At 60.1% G+C, this 20850-nt stretch carries 17 protein-coding genes; 3 read left to right on the forward strand and 14 right to left on the reverse strand.

The annotated features are described in order from the left end of the window. Positions 1 to 4: 4 nt before the first annotated feature. Positions 5 to 1459, forward strand: a complete 1455-nt coding sequence (locus tag I2487_RS02795; protein WP_255545890.1) for a lipopolysaccharide biosynthesis protein — start codon at positions 5 to 7, stop codon at positions 1457 to 1459. Between the two features lie 526 nt (positions 1460 to 1985). Here the strand turns inward: I2487_RS02795 and I2487_RS02800 are convergent. The 12 genes from I2487_RS02800 to I2487_RS02855 form a co-directional block, all read right to left on the reverse strand. Next, positions 1986 to 2972, reverse strand: coding sequence for a glycosyltransferase (locus I2487_RS02800; RefSeq protein WP_207172461.1), 987 nt, complete (start codon positions 2970 to 2972; stop codon positions 1986 to 1988). Positions 2973 to 3188: 216 nt separating this feature from the next. Then, positions 3189 to 4373: a polysaccharide pyruvyl transferase family protein gene (locus tag I2487_RS02805; protein WP_255545892.1), complete on the reverse strand. Its 1185-nt coding sequence runs from the start codon at positions 4371 to 4373 to the stop codon at positions 3189 to 3191. Between the two features lie 45 nt (positions 4374 to 4418). Further along, positions 4419 to 5885 (reverse strand): hypothetical protein, encoded by a 1467-nt coding sequence (locus tag I2487_RS02810; protein WP_207172463.1) that lies wholly within the window; start codon positions 5883 to 5885, stop codon positions 4419 to 4421. A gap of 90 nt (positions 5886 to 5975) precedes the next feature. Then, entirely contained in the window at positions 5976 to 6944 is a 969-nt protein-coding gene (locus tag I2487_RS02815) for a glycosyltransferase family 4 protein (protein WP_207172464.1), read from the reverse strand. A gap of 62 nt (positions 6945 to 7006) precedes the next feature. After that, complete coding sequence (locus I2487_RS15820) at positions 7007 to 8071, reverse strand: polysaccharide pyruvyl transferase family protein (RefSeq protein WP_207172465.1); 1065 nt, start codon at positions 8069 to 8071, stop codon at positions 7007 to 7009. Between the two features lie 12 nt (positions 8072 to 8083). Next, complete coding sequence (locus tag I2487_RS15825; protein WP_518523692.1) at positions 8084 to 9037, reverse strand: glycosyltransferase; 954 nt, start codon at positions 9035 to 9037, stop codon at positions 8084 to 8086. 139 nt (positions 9038 to 9176) lie between these two features. Continuing rightward, positions 9177 to 10703 (reverse strand): sugar transferase, encoded by a 1527-nt coding sequence (locus I2487_RS02830; protein ID WP_207172467.1) that lies wholly within the window; start codon positions 10701 to 10703, stop codon positions 9177 to 9179. Positions 10704 to 11643: 940 nt separating this feature from the next. After that, positions 11644 to 12264 carry an arsenate reductase/protein-tyrosine-phosphatase family protein gene (locus tag I2487_RS02835; protein WP_207172468.1) on the reverse strand — a complete coding sequence of 207 codons (621 nt, stop codon included), beginning with the start codon at positions 12262 to 12264 and terminating at the stop codon, positions 11644 to 11646. 3 nt (positions 12265 to 12267) lie between these two features. Then, a complete protein-coding gene (locus I2487_RS02840; RefSeq protein ID WP_207172470.1) occupies positions 12268 to 13644 on the reverse strand; it encodes a polysaccharide biosynthesis tyrosine autokinase in 1377 nt (458 codons plus the stop codon). Positions 13645 to 13758: 114 nt separating this feature from the next. Next, positions 13759 to 15903: an excinuclease ABC subunit UvrB gene (gene uvrB, locus I2487_RS02845; RefSeq protein ID WP_207172472.1), complete on the reverse strand. Its 2145-nt coding sequence runs from the start codon at positions 15901 to 15903 to the stop codon at positions 13759 to 13761. Positions 15904 to 15912: 9 nt separating this feature from the next. After that, positions 15913 to 16527, reverse strand: a complete 615-nt coding sequence (gene coaE, locus I2487_RS02850) for a dephospho-CoA kinase (RefSeq protein ID WP_218624344.1) — start codon at positions 16525 to 16527, stop codon at positions 15913 to 15915. 14 nt (positions 16528 to 16541) lie between these two features. After that, positions 16542 to 17318 carry an alpha/beta fold hydrolase gene (locus I2487_RS02855; protein WP_207172474.1) on the reverse strand — a complete coding sequence of 259 codons (777 nt, stop codon included), beginning with the start codon at positions 17316 to 17318 and terminating at the stop codon, positions 16542 to 16544. 90 nt (positions 17319 to 17408) lie between these two features. On the opposite strand from I2487_RS02855, the gene I2487_RS02860 reads away from it, so the two are divergent. Further along, positions 17409 to 18125: a WYL domain-containing protein gene (locus tag I2487_RS02860; protein WP_207172476.1), complete on the forward strand. Its 717-nt coding sequence runs from the start codon at positions 17409 to 17411 to the stop codon at positions 18123 to 18125. A gap of 22 nt (positions 18126 to 18147) precedes the next feature. On the opposite strand, the gene I2487_RS02865 is transcribed toward I2487_RS02860, so the two are convergent. Continuing rightward, on the reverse strand, positions 18148 to 19098 hold the full coding sequence (locus tag I2487_RS02865; RefSeq protein ID WP_255545894.1) for a LysR family transcriptional regulator: 951 nt from the start codon (positions 19096 to 19098) through the stop codon (positions 18148 to 18150). A 72-nt stretch (positions 19099 to 19170) separates the two neighbouring features. On the opposite strand from I2487_RS02865, the gene I2487_RS02870 reads away from it, so the two are divergent. Further along, the gene (locus I2487_RS02870; protein WP_207172478.1) at positions 19171 to 20121 is read left to right on the forward strand and encodes an EamA family transporter; all 951 of its coding nucleotides are present in this window, start codon (positions 19171 to 19173) and stop codon (positions 20119 to 20121) included. On the opposite strand, the gene I2487_RS02875 is transcribed toward I2487_RS02870, so the two are convergent. Further along, on the reverse strand, positions 20091 to 20783 hold the full coding sequence (locus I2487_RS02875; RefSeq protein WP_207172480.1) for an SGNH/GDSL hydrolase family protein: 693 nt from the start codon (positions 20781 to 20783) through the stop codon (positions 20091 to 20093). The genes I2487_RS02870 and I2487_RS02875 overlap by 31 nt on opposite strands. Between the last annotated feature and the right edge of the window lie 67 nt (positions 20784 to 20850).

Here is a 20850-nt window from a genome sequence, read left to right on the forward strand (position 1 = left end):
GTCGTTGAGTAGTTCTGTTTCGTCCCACGGGGCTCGAGGCGCCGGCATCACAGTCCTCGGCCAGCTGGTATCCATGGGGCTGCAACTAGTCGGCGCCATAGTACTGGCGCGTCTCTTGAATCCAGACGCATACGGCCTCATCGCGATGGTGACAGTGCTTATGGGCCTTGGAGCCTTGATCAGAGACTTTGGAATGGGAACTGCCTCACTTCAAGAGAGGGACCTGTCCAACAGCCAGGCGTCGAACCTCTTTTGGGTCAGTGCAGCACTATCGGTGGGCAGCGCCCTTCTACTGGGTCTAGCTGCACCTATTGTTGCTGCCATGTTCGGAGACGACCGCCTCACGGGACTAGTCCCAGTGATGGCAGTGGTCCTGCTACTGACCGGTCTGCAAACTCAGCACCAGATGCGCCTTGCTCGCCAGATGCGATTCACCGCAATGGTAGTGGCATCCGTCACGTCTATACTTGTTGGGATTCTGGTCGGAATCGCTGGCGCACTCTTGGGATTGGGCTACTGGGCTCTCGCCATGCAGCAAGGTGCAACAGCTCTATGGATGGTTGTAGCACTTCTCGTTCTAACGCGATGGATACCATCTCTCCCTGTACGCGGTGCCGGCTCCAGGAAGCACGTTCACGCAGGAGCGGAGTACGGTCTTGCGAACATGCTTGGGTACGCCGCTGACAACGCAGATACATTGATGATCGGTATTCGGTTTGACGCAATTGCACTGGGAAACTACAATCGCGCATTTCAACTTTTCATGCAACCGATTACAGGGGTCTTTGGCCCTCTAATCCGTGTCGTTGTCCCCACTGTCAACCGCGCCACGGCCAGCGGGGGAGACCCCCACCGGATGTTGTTACGAGTGCAGTCCTCACTAGTGGGACTGGCCACATGGGCACTACTGGTGACCGCGGCCGTTGCGGACTGGCTGATTCCACTTCTGCTAGGGGACCAATGGAACGCATTGGTCCCGCTTCTCCAAATACTTGCCTTAGGCGGCGTGTTCAAGGCCCTGAGTCAGATCAACTACTGGGCTTATGTTATATCCAAGCAATCTCGTCAACTCTTCTATAGCAACCTAGTGACCAAGCCAATTCAGATCTCACTGGTGGTTATAGCAGCATTTTTTGGCGTCGAATGGGTAGCTTGGGCGTACGTTGCCGGTCGAGCGATCAGTTGGCCGATTAACCTCGTTTGGCTCGCGCGGACCGCGGGACAGCCTCCGACGGCCGCATTAATCAACGGCTTGCGAATACTGGTGGCAGCGGTGGTTGCATATGCCGTCACGCGGATCCTCTTGGGCTTGATGCCAGCCATGACCGACTTCTCGATGACACTCTCCGGTGTGCTCATGGCAAGCGTGTTGTTCTTCGCGGCATTCCTTGCGTCACCGGGGGGAGCAAAAGAGACTAAGCGTATTCTGACCCTCGCGAACGCGTTTCGATCCACGTGAGTTGGGCTGCTCTAGGAAATCGGTACGCGTAGGAGCACCGGACCATGTCCCACTATCCGGCCGCTCTACTTCTGGAGCTTGGGCGACCGTTTCGCGTTCTCGGCGACCCCGAGTTCGCGGGCAATGGCCGCGACGTCTGGGCCTTGGGCCTGGAGCTTCTCGGCGTTCCGAAGCCTCCGATGATCCATGCCGAGGCATGGCCCCGTCTCGTGCTCGCCCCGGTCACCCTAGTTATCCCTCCCAGAGTCCCGGGCGCGAGTACGACCCTCATACCGGATCGCTCAAAATCAGGGGGTCACTCCACTTCCGCGTCGCTTTCTTAGGCAAACTCTAGGAGAGCTGAAGGGACCGTCAGTACCATGACGCAAGCAGGCAATTTCACCACCTACAATAGACGGGTGTTCTCTAAGCCTGTAGAGATCGCCCAGAGACTGCCATATAGAATTTCAAAGAATGTCGCAGCGCGCTTCGAGTGCATGCTTTACGCAATCTTGAAGTGAATAAGTGTAAATACTGACGCACATAACTACACTGACTTCTTTATTTGATTTCGTACAGCAATGAGCAACGATCGCGTAGCCGGGTAAGCCCGACCAAAGGCCTTCACCAATAGAGCACGCATCCCGGTCTTTGGTGAAATGATCGAAGCCCGAGCTATCTTGACTAGCGTGACTTCAGCTTTGAACTCTCGAATCACATCACTCGCAATTTCCGGTCCCCCGAGCCGCAGCGCCGTGCCGACTCTTCCCAGTTGGTAGAAGGCAACGCGATAGTGGTCCAAGGAACATCGAGAACGCTTCTCACTAGGGAGCGACTCCACAGCTGCCTCTACATGCAAAAGTGCTACCTCCAAGTGGTCGAGTCCTCCCCCGCTACTGCTACTCACAGAGCCTGGACGTTTAACATGGTGGTACAAACGATCCGGGAGCAGGACTACAGTTCGACATCGGGGCAATACGCTTGCGACGGCCGAGAGATCCTCCTGCATACGAATATCAGGAAATGGATCAACTCCAAGCACATCTCGCCGAAACAGCTTGTTCCACAGATAGCCCCGGATGACACCACGGAGCAACAGGTCTACGGCGTCGAACCCAGTCACGACAAGCTTTCTACTCGAACCATCCGTCAATCCAACATCTCGGCCTGAAGGCAGTCGCCAGGTCCCCGCCACCATGGACATATCAGCCCGGCCATCACGGGCTGCATCCACAAGCACAGACACTATCTCTCGTGACCACTGGTCATCCCAGTCTGCGAACCAAACAAACTCTCCGCTAGCATGTGTAAGCCCGATGTTTCTTGCAACAGCAGGCCCAGCGTTGCGCTGAAGATCGAGGACTTTCCACGAGTCCCTAGCGTCAACGAATGCAGTCACGTACTTTAAGGTGTCGTCGGTCGAGGCATCATTAATGATGACCACCTCAGTCGCAGGGTACGTCAAGCTATCGATCGCCTGAAGGGCAACAGTAACTGCAGAACCAGCGTTGTAAACTGGCAGAACAATCGTCACCAGGGGTCTTCGCGATAGATTCCCGGTCATATCTTGCCTCCGCAACACTTTCCCCACCCGAATGCGCGATTGCAGCCTGAGCAAGGGCTTGCGATAGGAACGCTTACCCCGCCATCTCCATTGCACACCCGGAAGCAATCGATCTCGCTGAACAACGCGAAGAGTGCACTGCGCCGGAGTCTGGTACCCAGCGGGATGAGTGGTTCTGATGTCAGATTATTCACTAGCAAGAGCGCCTCGGAGAAAATCCATCCCCTGTCCCTGCAGACTTGCCAATGTCTGGTTTACACTTTCCCAGTCAATACTTGAGTTTAGGATCACATCCGCCCGACGCCGGTTCTGACTAGAGTCCAGGGTAGAAACTAAGAGTCTTGAATCGAGATCGAACGTCGATAACAGGGATTCGAAACGTGACATTCCTCTTGCAGCGTTCCCAATTGCTAGAAATGGTTTATTGAATATCAAGGCAAAAACACAACCGTGGAATGAATCCGTCACTACGATTGTAGAGTGGCGCAGCTCCCTGAGCCACTCGTCGACTCCGGCCCGGACATGTGACGAACCGGGTGCACCCTCTCTCTGATCCACTCGACGCGTAGACATTTCAAACGATCGCCCTACATGGTCGACTAGGTCCCGCTTGTATTCATCAGCATCCAACAAATAGGAACTTACGTAGAACTTTTCTCGTTCGATCCCTTCCGGTGAACCCACCGTATCGGCGATCGCCTCGTACTGCACCCGGTCAAGCAAAATCGTCGGATCGGGCATCTGGACTGCTTCTACTCCCCACATAGACTGCGCGAGTTCGACACCAGCCGCCTCCCGAACAGATACTCTGTCGAAACGCTGGGCATTGTCCGCAACTGCAATTAGGCCAGGCTCAGGTCGATCAGTTCCAAAGGATGCAGCGTAGGCCAGCCGTTTAACGTCGCTTTTAGCGGGCAGAAAATCCAACATATACGACCCAACATCCCCATAATCGGGCCGCCAGACTTGATCGCTCCCAACAATAATAGCGGAATACTCAGCCATCACTGATTTACGCAATCGACCTCCAAAACCAAACAGTTCCACCGTGGTCATTTTCCGCTCTATAAATTGCAGAGTTGCTGCGTTCTTGCGCGCCATTTTCGGCCAAAAACCAACGGGTCTACCCAGAATCACGGAAGCTGTGCGCGTTATAAGTCTCTTCGAGGATTCGCGAGTCCCAAGTCTAGTGGATATATCGGTGTCAACCGAGTGACCCAGGTTCCTAACTGCCGACTGAAGGGCGAACGCTTGGAGGACTCCACCATAGTTCCCTCGAGCCAATGGCAGTGTTCGAATTAGGACCTTGGACTTCACGTGGCGTTCTCCTCTGCTCGGTTGATGGTCGCTATCCGGGTCAGCTACACACATAGTTTCTAGTGAAGGTGAACCGTTGCATCGTGACCAATGATCAAGTTAATCGGCTCGATTGGCAACTTCTGTCTTCTCGGAAGAAGCTCCTGCTCTTGCAAGAGTTTCCTTGTCCTTATGATCGGTCCATCCCGCCACCACGCCGACCATTACAAAGGCAAAAGGAAAACCGGGCGCCGAGGAGTAAACAGGCGAGGCGACCGATTCAATCAAAAAGACGAATATCCAGGCAATTCCTACTGTTGCGACCCATTTTATAACGGGTTCCTTGGCGTCTCTCCTAGCCCTTCTGAGTGCAATACCGCATGCAATAATCCCCAAAATGAAGAAAAGTAATCCAGGCCATCCAGTCTCCCCGAGAATCGCTGGCCATTGATTATCGTTCAGGTAATTGTTGTTTGTCGGCGACATTCCATCGCGATGATGGAATCCGCGGGACAAGTACTCCGAGCTGTACTGGTCGGCCGCTATGAAACTACCGTACTGACCGAAACCTGCACCAAATGGCGCGTATGTTCGTGCGACGTCTACAGCACCGAGAATCAAGGTCAACCTAGCTGACTCGTTCAGGAAATAGAGCTGGAAGTCGGACAGGATAAAGGCAAACACGGGGCCCCCGAGAACGAGCAGCAGCAAAGGAAGAACCGCCGCACCTGCGACGACAGCTCCCGCAGTTGGGTGCTGGAATCTCAATATGGCGATCGTTCCGATCAGTGCCACAAGCGTTTTCACTCGAAAGCTGAGCGCCGCGGCTAAACTCGCCAGCACAAAGATCCACAGTGATGCCTTCGATTTGCCCATTACCAGTCTCCAGACAAGTGCTCCGATCGCTAGTATCGCGGCAATACGGCTGAAGGCAGCAGGGTGAACGAACGGCCCCATCAGTGACGGAAGCCCAAACTGGTAGTCAACCTGCTGATACCCCAGAATCAGCGACGACCACTCTCTGGGAACGACGAGATTCACAGCCGCAGCGAGCAGGATGATTACTCCGCCGGCAACCCCCCAACGCACGCCCTTTCGAACTATCTCGGCTGTCCAGTCGAGTTGCGCAGCGGCGAAAGCGAAAATGATCGCCTTGACCGCCAAGAACGCGCCCTGAGTCACGGTGCTTAGTGAAACATCGTTGAGCAAACCTGAGATGACGCCCATCACAGCGAACGCCATGAACCAACCCAGGCCTGGGAGCCATCTCGGGGCTAGACCTCTCGCTACCCGGGCAATTGTGAACGAGATTGCACACAAGGCAACTGCGGCTTCATCCGCCAGACCCACAATAGCGGAAGGCGACATGGCCGCGAGAGTCGCAGATAAGACAATAACCGTGAAAGCAAGCGCAAATGTAAGAAACGGACGGACGAAACTGAGAGCTACACAGCCGAGTCCAACTAGCAGCAGGAGACCTAACTCGGGGGCCGCGAGCACTGCGATAGTGACAACGATTGCCGCGGCGACTGCCGCGACAGTCCAGAGACTTATGCCGGACATCTGTGTATAATTCCAAGCCCTCATGTGTTGGGTTCACTCCTTTTAGTTACGGCAGGGAGTGCAGGCACCCTCAAGATGCCAGATTGACCGCTAGTCCTTTGGCAAACGAAAATTCTAGCCATTATCCTTCAATACCGCGTTCCAGAACTTACTTAAGCGTGGAATTACAGCAGCTGCAGAGTATTGCTGTGTGTGTCTCATGAAAGACTTTTCTTGTTTTAGGGTTAAATCTATTGCATTTTGTGTCATGCTCTTGATGCCGTTCGCCAATTGCTCAGCATTCCCCGGATCCACGAGCAGTCCGACATCTGCATCAACTACAGAGGGAATGCCGCCAACGTTTGTACTAAGCAAAGCGTTACCGTGTGCCATGGCCTCAAGAAGGAACATAGGCATCGCTTCATCACGCGAAGGAAGGACCGCGATGCGGGAACGCGCAAGAATCCTCATAAGCTCGCCATGATCCAATGGGCCCAGGTACTCTATGTTTTCAGAATCGAGTTGTGTTGAGTCGATACTCCCATCAAGGGGACCCGCTACGAGGAGCTTCCAACCCGGCGCATTCGCTCCCCCTTTCCACGCAGTGAGGAGGACGTCAATCCCTTTCCGTTCGCCTACCGCACCGGCGAATACCATCAGATTTTCCTTCTCGGTGAACTCTCCAGTAGAGACGGCATTGGGTATCACCACTACGCGGGCCGTTGGAGCGAGGGATCTCGCCGCCTCCGCACTAGCCTCAGAGAGTGCGTGTATCCCCGTCGCCGCCCGGAGCACAGTTCTAACCAGCCACGGTCTTCGATTCGCGTACGCAACGAAACCGCTGCCGTGCAACTGCGCAACTGTGGCACGTCTTCTGAGCTTGCCCAGGACGAGCAGGAAACCCTCTCTCAAGAAAGACCCACCTTGAGACAAATGCACTACTAGCACGGACTCTTTGGCTCGGCCCTGGCACACGACTTGTCCGACGGCACGCATGTAAGTCGCAGCCTTTGCAAGCGTTGTCGTCCTTCCCCTGGACTCAATCAAACTGATATCGAAACTTGGGAAGTCCCAGGTGAAGTACGCGTTTACGACCTGCGTCATGCCTCCAGCAATCTCGCCCCGTCGCCCAACATGGTAAGCAGTGAATTTTCGGCCCGGCATGCTCATCGGTTCTCAAACTCCGCAGCAACAAGCGCGAATATTTGCTCTGTCGCCGATCTCGCCACGCTCAGTTGGTGGAACATAGTGTCACGCTGGCTCCACAGACTTCGAAACCAGGATTCGACGTCATCAGGTGTAGCACCGTTGCCTAATACGAATGAGACATTCCGGATTCCCACAGCTTCGAAGTGTCGTCGGACCTTGTCAGAGTCTTCGGTTAGCAGGGCAGCCGGTACGGCACCCTCAGTGAATGCGGCTATCAGCACATGCAGTCGATCGCTCACCGCCACACGCGCTTGCCTATACAGGTGCCTGAGTAGCTCTTCCTGATCGGCATGGTCTTCGCCGTCCCATGTGATTGCTTCACCGCCGAGCCGCTCCGCTAGTTCAGCTGTCTTTGCGTTGTCCCGCAAGACTTGCGACACAGCCACTATGCGAAGCCCCTCGGTCTCAGCGAGATTGCGGACGGTTTCTAGCCAAAGTGAGGGTGTAGGGCCTCGATCAGATCGCATTGAGACGACCAGAATGTCACGCGCTCCATCACAAGAGGCCAGCTCCGCAAGGTCGGACCCTTCAGAGAATGCAAGGTCTGGCATGACCTCGCCCCCTAGATACGCCGCTGTACGACCGTCCCGCCACCGCACGATGCTCGATGCTCGGATTGAGGGACCTATGAGCGCTCGGGGAAACCGCGCGAAATTCCGGCTGCCCGACCCAATCCTGATCACGGGATTCCCTCGGGAGCGAGCAGCAAGGACTAGAGGGAGAACAGACACGTGCTCCTTCATCCCCTTAATCGTGAGTTGAATCTCTCCCGGCTTAAAGACGTACGTACCTGAGCCGTCGAAAGCTCCCTTCAGTGCACGCTTGTACCACGACAAGAACGATCGATAGATCGAGTCGGTCGACCTGAGCCCAAGCGCTCGTTCGTACGCCGGAGAACTGTCCCCGACGTATACGTGCATGGGACCGTGGTGCCGCATTCGATCAAGGAGTTGTCGCCGGAGAATCACATCGCCGATGTTCTCGTGCTGGCCAACGCCAGGAATAAAGATGTCAAGCGGCATACAACTGTCCTTTCAAGATGGCCGGGAGGTGTGTACTTCGTCGCGTCGGGCGATCAACTCGGCTCGTGTGATGTCTGGAACCTCGAGGACTGTCAGGAGCCCCCTACGTGCGAACTCATGGGCGATTTGCCGTTGATGGTCATCTACATGTTCGTCACGTGCCGCTCTCCGGGGAACGGCTATGACGTCAGCTCCCGATTCGATCAGGGTCATCAGCGTTCCAACGCCTGCGTGCGAGATTACGACATCAGCGAAATCAACTTCTCGCTGGAATGCTCTCCCATCGAGCTGATCGTGGATGGTTCCTCGTGAAGGCCTTGTCTTTGTGGCACCGAGCTGCCAAACAATTTCAACGTCAGTAGGCAAGCTACGGTCGAGTGCTTCAACGAGCGCCCCGAGCTGGTAGGGCTTGATGGTACCAAGGGTGACAAAGAACCGCCTCGCGCATGACGGGCTGTGGCTGCTTTTCCTCGGGGTGAACGTGTCCAGCACTGAGAAGTCATGACTCCATCCCTTACGGCTCGACCCCCAGTTATGTTGTGCAAAGCGTTGTACTCCGGGCACTCTTTCGAGAAGGCGACCCGACATGGACGGACCCTCTACGCGTGAGACCGATTCGATGTACACGGGACGTCTCCCGGCCAGCGCCAACCACGGATGGCTAGCAAGCGCAATACCCGCCCCGGTGCTCACGATGAGGTCAAAGGCCTCCTCTCGAAGGGTTCGACGAATCTCCCGAGACGCATTCCAAATTTGTCTCCATCCGCGCGGAGGTATGTACTCAACGTATTTAACGCGTTTACCTGAAAGCAAGGACCTCGATTGAGGAGAATCGAAAGTCACCCATCGAGAATCATGCGATGGGTTCGCGTGTTCTGCCATGCGATGAAGTTGTGCAAGATGTCCACCAGTCGAGGCTATAAATAGAACCTTTTTGTCGCATAGAAGATCGTCAAGCACTGCCATTATACTTCTTCCTCTTTCGGTGAAAAGATAAAACTATTTATGAATCCATTGCTTATCCGAGCATCCAATCCTATGAACTGCATTTGTTCGATCAAATATTGGTCGCTGGGGGCTGAATATTTTTGAGTGTTAGCGATTTCTAGTAGGCTCCAGATCCAGCAAACACTGCCCGCACAGTCCGCCACAGTATGGCTAGATCCGCAGTAAGTGACCAGTTCTCCACGTAGTACAAATCGAGTCGGACTGCTTCTTCCCAGGGCAGATCAGAACGCCCACTAACTTGCCAGAGTCCAGTAATCCCCGGCTTCACCAAGAAACGACGGTGCACATGGGTTTCGTACTGCAACACCTCTCGCTCAAGTGATGGCCTCGGCCCAACTAACGACATGCTTCCGCCCAAAACGTTAAAAAGCTGTGGCAGCTCATCGATGCTATAACGGCGAATGAATCGACCGACGTTGGTGATCCGTGGGTCATTTTTAATCTTGAACAGAACATTCGCCGGATCCATGCGATCAGCATTATCAAGCTGAGCGAGTACCTGTTCTGCGTCCTCACGCATCGATCTGAACTTCCACATCCGAAATTCTTCTCCATCGAGGCCGATTCGTTGTTGCTTGAAGATCACAGGACCGGGAGATGTCGTCTTGACCATGATCGCAACGACTGCCATCGGCAACGACAGCAGGAATATGATCACAAGGGACGCGACGATGTCGAAGCTTCGCTTCATTGCTGCCCGAAGACCGGTGTAACGCGGAGTCTCCACGTGCATCAGGGGGAGTCCAGCGACGGGGCGACTGTGAATCCGTGGTCCACTGACGTCAGTAAGACTTGGCGCCATCACCATTGAGTACTCGCCCTTTTCAAGCTCCCAGCTAAGCTCCCGAACTCTTCGCGGGTCCAGATGATCTGCTCCCGTAATAATCGCGGTATCGGCTCCGACGAAACCCATGGCCTCACGCACGCCATCAAAATCACTTATAACGGGGACCTTCCCAACGGTGAGCACGCCGCTGTCTCTAGGGTCCTGAGCCAGGGCGGCCCCTACGACGTTGTAGCCGGCCCAGGGCTGTTTCGCGAGCTCTTCAGAGATGTGCCGGATCGATGAACTGGACCCGACCAGAACAACCTGATTCGAATAGTCTCCTCGTGTGCGGTGTTTCTTGAGCCACTTGCGCCAGACCATCCGAGCAAATAGCAACCCAACGATTCCGAGGACGAAGGTGAGCAGTAGATATCCGCGAGCCACATCCAGCTTCAGCAGAAACATCGCCGTGGCAACTGCGGCGAAGAGACCGATTCCGCTGTCCGTGATCTTTCTATACTCGGTGTGACCGACGCCCATTACGCGGGAATCAACGCTTCCGACGGCTACGAGGACAACCATCCAGACCAGAAGGATCACACCAGAAACGATGCCGTAGCTGACCTCTCCCCCGTACTGCTCGCCTGTGCTGCTGGGGAAGCCGAAGTTGGCGGCATTGTCGATACCGAGCCAGAACATCTGGATAGCGCCTATGACAAGTGCCAACACGGCGAAATCAGTGATGAGCAATCGCGTTGCGTAGCGCCTCTGCCATTCCTTCCGCGGCAGTACCTCCTGGGTCACCGCCTGGATGCCGGTGTAAGTGGCGTGCATGTCTGGAGCTGTTGAAGCGGTCATTAATTGAAACTTCTTCCAAGGTCTGTAGAGATCATCACCTGGTCTCCTGCCCAGAGCCAGAGTGCGTTTCCGGATACATCGAGGACTGTCTCGACTTCAGGTTCTGTCGGTGCACAGGCGAGGGATTCGACGGATGCCAGGTCGAACTCCACGAGACTGACTCCCTCGCAATCATTTGATTCCACCGCTGCTATCCAGCGGCCGTCGGACCCGCCCAGCGCGACTGCATTTTGGACACCGGTCCGAATCCACTCGGCACTTTCCGAGGTGTAACTCCATAAAGAGCCACCACCGCAGATGACCCCAGCAACTCCTCCGCTGACTGCGACTTGGTGCATGTCTTCACATGGCCCCTCAACGACGTCACCGCCCCAAACCACTTGAGAGGGGTCAAGAGGATCCAAAAGCACGGAATTGGCCACCACCTGATCGTCCTGAGTCCAGGAGGCGCCGGAATCAAACGTCCGGACGTCTCGGGGCTCACAAGTCTCTTCGAAGCCAACCGTTGACTGCACAGCTGTGTAGTCAGCCGCCGAAATCCAGAGGGGGCGCCCCAGGCCATCTGTGGCAGGATAAGCGGCCCCCCAGGTCTCTCCGCCGTCCACTGTCAATTCCAGGGCACCTCGCTCGTCACAAGTGCCCCCTTCGGAGCGCCAGGCTACGGTGTCACTCGTCGCCGAAAGGAGGCGAGGAGCTGTCCGCGGCGCATCCACACCCGCGGGAGGCGAGGAAGCCGCCTCGGTCTCCCGCGGATCAGAGTCGTCTTCAACAGTCTCAGCAGGGGACATTGATGTGGCGGCTTGAGGCTCTACACGACCCCAACCAAAAGCGAGCATTACCAGGGCGACATCAATGGCGGCGAACACGACTAGCCCGGCGATGATCATCACCTTTCGCGATGGTCCTCGCCCTGCCAGCCCGGTTGTTCTCCCCCGGCTGTTCATGCGCTGACCCCCCGGGCCAAGCGCACGGCGGCTCGCTGGGCCCGATCCAGAGCTTGGAGGATCTGGCGAGTGGACTCAGCGTAGACCTCCTCCGAGCGCCGATAGGGATCCACCACATCGGATGGACTAGCATCCTCGGGTGGCAGAAACCCGCGGCGTGCCGACGCCCATTTGACTGCAACTCGCAGCTTGTCCGCCGGGTTCAACGCGGGGAAATCTGCAGGGAGCGCCGGGCGATTCTGCTCCGCGCTCTCTAACAGCGCCGAGAACTCAGTCAAAGTGAAAGTGATTCGTGAGGCACGAGGCAGAAGCCGCACCACGCCGCTGCGGTGCTCGGTCGCCATCGCCAGGACTAAATCTGCTGCTCGCACCTGATCAGCTGTCAGCTGCCGTGCAATGTGGTTGGTGGGGATACCACCATGCTGGACGGACAGCACCGCGGCTTCATCGGGCATACCGGAACCGACCATGGCTCCGGTACCAGCGCTTTCCACCAGGACCACAGATGTCAATCCGGGAAAATTCTCCAAAATCCTTGCGCGGATGAATTGCTCTGCCTGGGCGGAACGGCAGATGTTGCCAGTGCAGACCACGAGAATACGGAAGTGATCCGACATCGCTTACGCCTTCTTGTCTTCTTCGTAGGTGTAGGCATACCCGTAGCGACCGTAACCGTATGCGTCTGGGCCCTTGGTCGGAAGCATCGTCGGAATGACGCCGAAGAGTCTCGCCCCGACGTTCTCCAGCGAAGTAACAGCTCCTCTGAGCTGTTGTCGATGGGTCTTGCCCGCAGCAACAACGACGATCGCGCCGGTAGCACTGGTTGCGAGCACTGCAGCGTCGGTGACGGGTAGAAGCGGAGGAGCATCAATCAACACGATGTCGAACTGGTCCTCCACGAAGCGGAGCAAAGCGTCCATGCTGGGCGAACCGAGTAGCTCGCTGGGGTTCGGAGGGATGTCTCCGGCGGGGAGTACCGCAAGATCATGCGGACCCCAGTACTGAACGACGTCTGCGAGATCGACTTTGCCGATCAACACGTTTGTCAGCCCCACAGCGCCTTCCAGTCCGAAGTAGCTCGCGATTCTGGGACGACGGAGATCAGCGTCGATCACAAGAACTCGCTGACCGGCCTCTTGCATCGTGATCGCGGTGTTGGCCACTGTGGTGGACTTGCCTTCACCCTGGATCGAGGAAGTGAACACAAAGCTACGCCTGGACTCCCCGACCTCCACGAATTGGAGGTTTGTTCGGAGTGTACGGAAAGACTCGGCTCGCGGGCTCTTGGGGTCGACCTGCACCACCAACGGCCGCTTCTGTGCCTCGGGGTCATAGGCGATGCCCCCCAAGACTGGAGCTTCGGTGACAGTGGAGATATCGTGCTCCCCACGGATTCTGGTATCCAGCACCTCGCGCAGCACAACAATCCCGACGCCGATACTCAATCCCAGCAAGGACCCGAGGGCGAGATTGAACGGCACCTGCGGCGCGACGGGAGATTCGGGGGCTACTGCTTCCTGGAGAATCTCGACGGAAACTGCGCTTTCTTCACCTGAAGATCCGGGCGTGATCTCGCCCACGACGTTGATCAGACTTTCGGTAACGGAGTTAGCGATTTCGGCCGCCACCGCGGGATCCTGGTTGGTGGCGTTGATCTGCATAAGTACCGTATTGGCATCAGTAGACACCTCGATGTCACCAGAGAGTTCAGCCGACGTCTGCTCGAGTCCAAGGTCCCCAATCACAGGCTGGAGCACTCGAGGAGTCGTTGTAACGAGAACGAAGCTTTCGACAATCTGCTGGGTATACGTGGTGCCCTGACCAAGCTCGGCCACCGTGGAGGCAGAGTCCGTAGAGACATAGACCCGGGTACCCGCCTCATACTGTGGGCTCTGCAACAGCGAGTAGGTGGCTGCGGCGCCGATACCGGCGAGGGTCGCCAACACGATGATGAGCCATCCGCGATGGACGATCCTTAAATATTCACGCAATTCCACGTACTGATGCCCCTAGACTCCCACGGATATGACCTAGGCCAGCATAAGGGATTCACAGGAAAAACTCAGATCGACGTTGAACGAAAGCTTGAGCTGAGACGTAGCGCACGTGGCTCACATCTGGTCGTGACCGGCGTTCTGCATCTGCCGGAGCTCCTTCTTGAGCTCGCCGATCTCATCACGGAGCCGGGCCGCGACCTCGAAGTTCAGCTCCTCCGCCGCGTGATGCATCTGGCCGGTGAGCTGGGCGATCAGGTCGGTGAGGTCCTTGGCAGGGGTCTGCTCCGCCAGGGACTTGCCGGACTTCTTGCCCGTGGAGTCCTCGCCGTCTTCGTTGTCGAAACTGGTGTAGCCGCGGTGGCCCTTGCCGTACTGGAATCCGGTGGCCAGGCCACCCATTCCCTGCAGCAGCTCGGCCGTGTCGGCATCTTCGCGGGCCAGCTGGTCGGTGATGTCGGCGATCTTTTTCTGCAGCGGGGTCGGGTCGATCCCGTTCTCGGTGTTGTACGCGATCTGGCGTTCCCGGCGGCGGTCGGTCTCGTCGATCGCGCGGCGCATCGAATCGGTGATCCGGTCCGCGTACATATGCACCTCACCGGAGACGTTACGAGCCGCACGGCCGATGGTCTGGATCAGCGAGGTGGTGGAGCGCAGGAACCCTTCCTTGTCCGCGTCCAGGATGGCGACCATCGAGACCTCGGGCAGGTCCAGGCCCTCGCGGAGCAGGTTGATCCCGACCACCACGTCGTGGACGCCGCGGCGCAGGTCCCGCAGGATCTCGATCCGCTTGAGCGTGTCCACATCCGAGTGCAGGTACTCCACCTTGATGCCGTTCTCCAGCATGTACTCGGTGAGGTCCTCGGCCATCCGCTTGGTCAGTGTGGTAACCAGCACGCGTTCGTTCTTCGCGGTGCGGGTGCGGATCTCCCCCAGCAGGTCATCGATCTGACCCTTGGTCTTCTTGATCACGATCTGCGGGTCCACCAGACCGGTGGGACGGATGATCTGCTCCACATAGCCATCGGCCTGATCCAGCTCATAGGGACCGGGGGTGGCGGAGAGGTACACGGTTTGCCCGATCCGCTCCAGGAACTCGTCCCACTTCAGCGGCCGGTTATCCATCGCGGAAGGCAGCCGGAACCCGTGGTCCACCAGGGTGCGCTTGCGAGACATATCCCCCTCATACATGCCACCGATCTGCGGGATGGTCGCATGGGACTCATCGACGATCAGCAGGTAGTCATCCGGGAAGTAGTCCAGCAGGCAGTGCGAGGCCGAGCCGGGCCCGCGGCCGTCGATGTGCCGGGAGTAGTTCTCGATGCCGTTGCAGAAGCCCATCTGCTGCATCATCTCGAGGTCGTAGGTGGTGCGCATCCGCAGCCGCTGGGCCTCCAGCAGCTTGTCCTGGGACTCCAGCTCCTCCAGCCGGACGCGCAACTCATCCTCGATCCGGGTGATGGCGCTGGCCATCCGCTCGTCGCCGGCCACGTAGTGGCTGGCGGGGAAGATGTACATCTCTTCTTCCTCGCGCACCACGGTGCCGGTGAGCGGGTGCAGCGTGGAGATGGATTCGATCTCATCGCCGAAGAACTCGATGCGCACCGCGAGCTCCTCATACATCGGGATGATCTCCACGGTGTCCCCGCGGACCCGGAAGGTGCCGCGGTGGAAGTCGGTGTCATTGCGGGCATACTGCATCCCCACGAAGCGGCGCAGCAGCTCATCGCGTTCGATCTTCTCCCCCACCTCGACCGCGACCATCTGCTTGATGTATTCCTCGGGCGTACCCAGGCCGTAGATGCAGGAGACGGTGGCGACCACGACCACGTCACGGCGGGTCAGCAGCGCGTTGGTGGCCGAGTGGCGCAGCCGCTCGACCTCCTCGTTGACCGAGGAGTCCTTCTCGATGAAGGTGTCCGTCTGAGGCACATAGGCCTCGGGCTGGTAGTAGTCGTAGTAGGAGACGAAGTACTCCACCGCGTTGTTCGGCAGCAGCTCCCGGAACTCATTGGCCAGCTGGGCGGCCAAGGTCTTGTTCTGCACCATGATCAGCGTGGGCCGCTGCACCTGCTCGATCAGCCAGGCCGCCGTCGCCGACTTGCCGGTGCCGGTGGCGCCCATCAGCACCACGTCCTTCTCGCCACCCTCGATCCGGCCTACCAGCTCGGCGATCGCCTTCGGCTGATCCCCCGAGGGCTGGAACGGGCTGATGACCTCAAAGGGGGCAACGGTGCGGCTGATCTTCTGAGCGAGACTCATGGATCAATGCTACTGCTCGGCTATGACACGCCCGCGGAGTTTCTCGTACAGCTCATCGACCTGGGCATGGAGTTCTTCCAGGGTCCCGGAGTTCTCCAGCACCACGTCTGCCACCGCGGCACGCTCGGCCTCGGAGGCCTGCGCGTCGATGCGCGCCTGGGCGTCTTCGGGGCTGGAATCTCGGTCCCGGACGATCCGATTCAGCCGCTCCTGCGGGCCGGCGGCGATCACCACGACGACGTCGAACCGGTCCGCCTGTCCGGTCTCCACCAGCAGCGGGATGTCCTCGACCACCACGGATCCCTCCGGCGCCAGCGCGCGCAGCGCGTTGCGGGCCTCGGCCACCCGGGGGTGGACGATCGCGTTGAGCCGGGCGCGGGCGTCCTCGTCGGCGAAGACGATCTGGCCCAGGGCCTCGCGGTTCAGGGCACCGGAGTCGGTGAGCACCCCGGACCCGAAGGCCTGGACCACTGCGTCCAGCCCCTCGGTGCCGGGTTCCAGCACCTCCCGGGCCAGGAGGTCGGCGTCGATGATGATGGCGCCGTGTTCGGCCAGTCGGGTGGCGACCGCTGACTTGCCCGAGGCGATCCCGCCGGTCAGGCCCACTGAGAGGATCTTATACATCCTTCGAGTCTAGATCAGAGGTCACCCGAGGGACCTGTCTGAGGTCCCGGGACTGACGCAGCCGACGCCGCTGAAGTGATGATCTTCGCCAGGTCGCCGGCGCGACTCCACATCGGCCAGTGACCCGTCGGGAGGTCGATGACCTCAAGACTTTCGAGCTTCGCGACCTCGGCGAACATGGGGTGTCCCCCGCGGGTCATGTCCATCACCTGCGTGCTCGAGATCGAACAGCACACCAGGGTGGTCGGGACGGTGTGGCGGGCGTCGTTGGTCAGCTCCACGGTCTGGCGCAGCACGGGGCCAGGCTCGGGCACTGCCTTGGTGCGGAACCGTTCCAGGTCCTCCTTGCTCAGGCCTTCGAGACTCGCCTGTTGGGCCAGGACGTCGAACGGTGGCAGCGGAAGCTCCACCAGCTCCTCGGGGAGGTCCGGGGCGAAGACGCTCCCGTTCGCCATCGGACCGGAGTCGACCCAGACCACGCGATGCACCAGCTCGGGATGCCGGTCCAGGATGAGGCTGACGGGCGCGTTCGCTCCGCTGTGCGCCACGAGCGTCGTGGGCTGGTCCTGGGACACCTCAAGTCGCACCAGGGTGTCTTCGATGGCGTCGACCTGATCCTCGAGGGTCCTGGTTGCACGCTTAGGATCGTCGATGTCCAGGCCGGGCAGCGTCATCGCCAGGACACGGGAGTCACCGCCCTCGAGGCTTTCCAGGACGTGATCCCAGGCCCAGGCCCCCAGCCAGTGGCCCGCAATGAGAATGATGGTCGAAGTGCTCCTTGTAGTTGTCATGTCTCCAGCATCAGGGACGCGGCGGGCAGGTGTATGTCACTATTTCTGTCATGAATATGAAACGCGCTGAACGGTGAAGCTGGCAGAAGGGTGAAGCGCGCAGAACGGCTTCATGCCCTGTCCGAGATGCTGCGGCGTCACGGGTCGCGGGGGTGTTCCGCAGAGCGGCTGGCGAGCGAGTTCGGTGTCTCGGTGCGCACCGTCAAGCGCGACCTCAGTGCGCTCGAACGCAGCGGCGCACCGATCTGGTCCCGCCCGGGCCCCGGTGGCGGCTACGGGTTGGCGTCCAGCGCATCCCTGCCGCCGGTCAGCCTGTCCCCCGCGCAGGCGGTGGCGCTGCTGGCCGCCGTCTCCGCAGCGCCCGATGCCCCCTACTCCGATCTGGCAACGGCTGGCATCCAGAAGATTCTGGACGTCCTCGATCCCAGAACCCGTGCAGCGGCCGATGAGCTGGCCAGCCGGGTCTGGGTGAACACGCCGCCTGCTGCCTCGCGTGCGGTCAGGTCGGCGCTGGAGGAAGCGATGTCTGAGCAGCGGGTGGTTCGACTCCGCTACACCTCCGGTTCCGGGACCACGACCGTCCGCGAGGTCGAGCCCGTGATGTTCGCGTCCACGAACGGCCAGTGGCACCTCGTCGGGTGGTGTCGGATGCGGGACGCGATGCGCTGGTTCACGGTCTCGCGCATCGCGGCGGCCACCGTGACCACCACGGCGTGTGAAGGCCACAGCATCCACGAAGTGGGCAAGCCCCCGGTGAACGCCAGGCCCGTCCACGGTCGGATCGAGCAGGCCCTTCCACCCGAGTAGGCCCCTTCATGAGGCATTCGGGTCAGGACGTGGCGGTGACCGCGTAGTCCTCCATCAGCTCAGCCCCGATGCTGACCAGATGCTCGGTCACGGTGCGCACCGCGAGCCGTTCATGTCGGTCGGGTCTGCTCAGCGCCACGATGCTGCGGGCGGCACTCACGCCCACCAGTGGCCGCAGCACCACGCCGGGTGAGGCCCGGGTGCTGAACCGCGGCAGCAGTCCGATCCCGGCGCCGGCACCGACCAGGGATTCCAGCAGGTGATTATCGCGCAGCCGGAGCCTCCGGTGCACCGGGGCGCCGGTGAGCTGCTCGATGGCCACCGGGATCGCGTCGAACGGATACCCTTCCGGCACTCCGACCCAGTCCAGTTCCGCCACATCGCCGGGGCGCAGCTCGGTCTTCGCGGCCAGCGGGTGATCCGCGGGAAGGACCACATCGATGGGTTCCCGGGCCAGCACCGTGCTGATCAGCCCCTGGGCGCCGCGGGGCACGCCTCCGCTGATGCTGTGACTGATCACGAGGTCCGCGTCCAGGGCGCGGGCCGCGAAGTCGGCCTCGGCGATGTCGAAGTCATCCAGGGTCAGCGTGATCGCGGTGTCATGCAGCCGGTGCAGCAGCTGCGGCAGCAGCACCTGCCCGGCGCTGGGCAGGGTGCCGATGCTCACGCGTCCCCTCGGCTCCCCGGTGGCGGCGTCGAGCCGAGCCTGGACTCGCGCGAGGCTCGCGATCACCTCATCGGCGCCCTCGGCGAGCAGCTGACCGGCCGGGGTCAGCCGGATCCCGCGGGAGTCCGGTTCCACCAGCTTCACCGCGAGCTCGCGCTCGGCGGTGCGCAGCTGCTGGGACAGCGCCGAGGGGGTGCGGTGGGTGGCCTTGGCCACCGCGGCCAGGGTGCCGCGCGCGGCGATCTCGCGCAGCAGCTGAAGATGCCGGGGTTCCAGGGAGTGAGAGCTCAGCGAAGGCGCATCCATGTAGGCAACCTACACGCTTCATGCAGAAACGTTCAGTAGACCTGATGTGGCTGTGGGGCGGAGGATGGAGCCATGCCCCTGCGCCACACCTTGCTCGCCCTGCTCGTCGCCGTCTTCTGGGGGCTGAACTTCTTGGCCATCCGGTTCTCGCTGGATCAGTTCCCGCCGCTGTTCCTGGCAGGGCTGCGCTTCGCGATCCTGGCGCTGCCGGCGCTGCTCTTCGTGCCCTGGCCCGGGGTGAAGGTCCGCTACCTGCTCGGCTACGGGCTGGGCTTCGGCACGCTGCAGTTCTTCGGTCTCTACCTGGGCATGGCCGCCGGGTTCCCCACCGGGCTCGCCTCGCTGGTGCTGCAGGCCTCCGCGCCGTTCACCGTGCTGCTCGGGGCACTGGTACTCAAGGAGCACATCACCGCGCGGCGGGCGACCGGCGTCGGCGTCGCCGTGCTCGGCCTGGGGCTGGTGGGGGTCTCCCGCGGCGTGCTGGACGGATGGATGCCGTTCCTGCTGGTGCTCTTCGGCGCCTTCGGCTGGGCGCTGGGCAACCTGGCCTCCCGGAAGGCCCAGACCGACCGGCCTATGGCGCTGGTGCTGTGGATGGCGGTGGTGCCGCCGATCCCGCTGCTCACGGTGGCGTTCCTGGTGGAGGGCCCGGAGCAGATCGGCGCGGCGCTGGCCGGCTCGATCAGCCTCGCCGCGATCCCGGCCTGGCTGGGTCTGGGCTACACTATCCTGTTCGGCACGGTGGTGGGCGCCGGGATCTGGGTCTGGCTGATGCGCCGGCACCCGGCCGGCACCGTGGCACCGTTCTCGATGCTGGTCCCGGTGGTCGGGATCCTGGCCGCCTGGGCGGTGCTGGGCGAGGTGCCGACCTGGCTGGAGCTCGGCGGCGGAGTGCTGGTGGTCGGCGGGGTCATCTATGCCTCGGTGCGCGGAACTTCCCCTGCGCAGCCTGCCCCGGAGCCCGATACCGCGCCCGCAGGTGATCAGCCGTTTCAGGATGCGTCGTCGTCCTCGGCCAGATAGTCCGCCACCGTCTCGCCGAACTCATCCTGGGCCTCGGGGGTGAGATGGACGCCGTCGTCGGTGGTTCCCTCGACGAAGCCACCCTCGGGGCCGCGCAGGAACTCCAGGCCGTCGAAGTACTCCCAGCCCTGGTCCTCGGCGAGGTTCTGCAGTGACACGTTGAACTCGGTGCTGCTGGGCGTGGTCTCCTCATCCCGCGGCGGGATGGCGAGCAGCACGACCCGCTCCGCGGGGGCCTCGGCGACGATCTCTTCGAGGCTCGGGGCGGTCTGTTCGAACGGGACGCCCTGGGCGAGGTCGTTGGTGCCAGTCATCACGAGCAGGACCTCGGCATCCTGGACCGCTTCGAGGCCGGCCGCCTGGTCCACCGAGGTCGACCCGGCCACCGCCCATCCCCCGGCGAACCGGTGGCCCGCGGCGAGCACCGTGGAGACCCAGGAGTCCTCCCCGATCTGCCCGGCCGCGAAGTCCGGCGAGTCCATCTCGGTGTTGGAATCCCCGACCACCGCGAGGGCCTGCGGCTCCACGGCGTCGGGACCCGGCTCCGCCGTCGTCATCACCAGCGCGCCGGCGATCACGGCGGCGAGGATGCCGACCACCATGATCAGCGCCATCGGCTTCCAGAAGTGTGGCCGCTCGCGGGGGCGGCGCGTCGGGCTCATGGGCGTCAGAGTAGCGCACCGCACTGGACTCCCCTACCGACGAAAAGGTCCCACTCTCTTCCGAGAG

The sequence above is a fragment of the Nesterenkonia sp. E16_10 genome (genome assembly GCF_017347085.1).
Classification (GTDB): Bacteria; Actinomycetota; Actinomycetes; order Actinomycetales; family Micrococcaceae; genus Nesterenkonia.

What these genes read in the sequence shown, in the direction of transcription:
- I2487_RS15825 (WP_518523692.1), bottom strand. Translation starts at nt 9,037, where the DNA reads ATGGCAGTGCTTGACGATCTTCTATGCGACAAAAAGGTTCTATTTATA.
- I2487_RS02875 (WP_207172480.1), bottom strand. Translation starts at nt 20,783, where the DNA reads ATGAGCCCGACGCGCCGCCCCCGCGAGCGGCCACACTTCTGGAAGCCG.
- I2487_RS15820 (WP_207172465.1), bottom strand. Translation starts at nt 8,071, where the DNA reads ATGCCGCTTGACATCTTTATTCCTGGCGTTGGCCAGCACGAGAACATC.
- I2487_RS02805 (WP_255545892.1), bottom strand. Translation starts at nt 4,373, where the DNA reads ATGTGTGTAGCTGACCCGGATAGCGACCATCAACCGAGCAGAGGAGAA.
- I2487_RS02855 (WP_207172474.1), bottom strand. Translation starts at nt 17,318, where the DNA reads ATGACAACTACAAGGAGCACTTCGACCATCATTCTCATTGCGGGCCAC.
- I2487_RS02835 (WP_207172468.1), bottom strand. Translation starts at nt 12,264, where the DNA reads ATGTCGGATCACTTCCGTATTCTCGTGGTCTGCACTGGCAACATCTGC.
- I2487_RS02810 (WP_207172463.1), bottom strand. Translation starts at nt 5,885, where the DNA reads ATGAGGGCTTGGAATTATACACAGATGTCCGGCATAAGTCTCTGGACT.
- I2487_RS02865 (WP_255545894.1), bottom strand. Translation starts at nt 19,098, where the DNA reads ATGGATGCGCCTTCGCTGAGCTCTCACTCCCTGGAACCCCGGCATCTT.
- I2487_RS02815 (WP_207172464.1), bottom strand. Translation starts at nt 6,944, where the DNA reads ATGACGCAGGTCGTAAACGCGTACTTCACCTGGGACTTCCCAAGTTTC.
- coaE (WP_218624344.1), bottom strand. Translation starts at nt 16,527, where the DNA reads ATGTATAAGATCCTCTCAGTGGGCCTGACCGGCGGGATCGCCTCGGGC.
- I2487_RS02870 (WP_207172478.1), top strand. Translation starts at nt 19,171, where the DNA reads ATGCCCCTGCGCCACACCTTGCTCGCCCTGCTCGTCGCCGTCTTCTGG.
- I2487_RS02830 (WP_207172467.1), bottom strand. Translation starts at nt 10,703, where the DNA reads ATGACCGCTTCAACAGCTCCAGACATGCACGCCACTTACACCGGCATC.
- uvrB (WP_207172472.1), bottom strand. Translation starts at nt 15,903, where the DNA reads ATGAGTCTCGCTCAGAAGATCAGCCGCACCGTTGCCCCCTTTGAGGTC.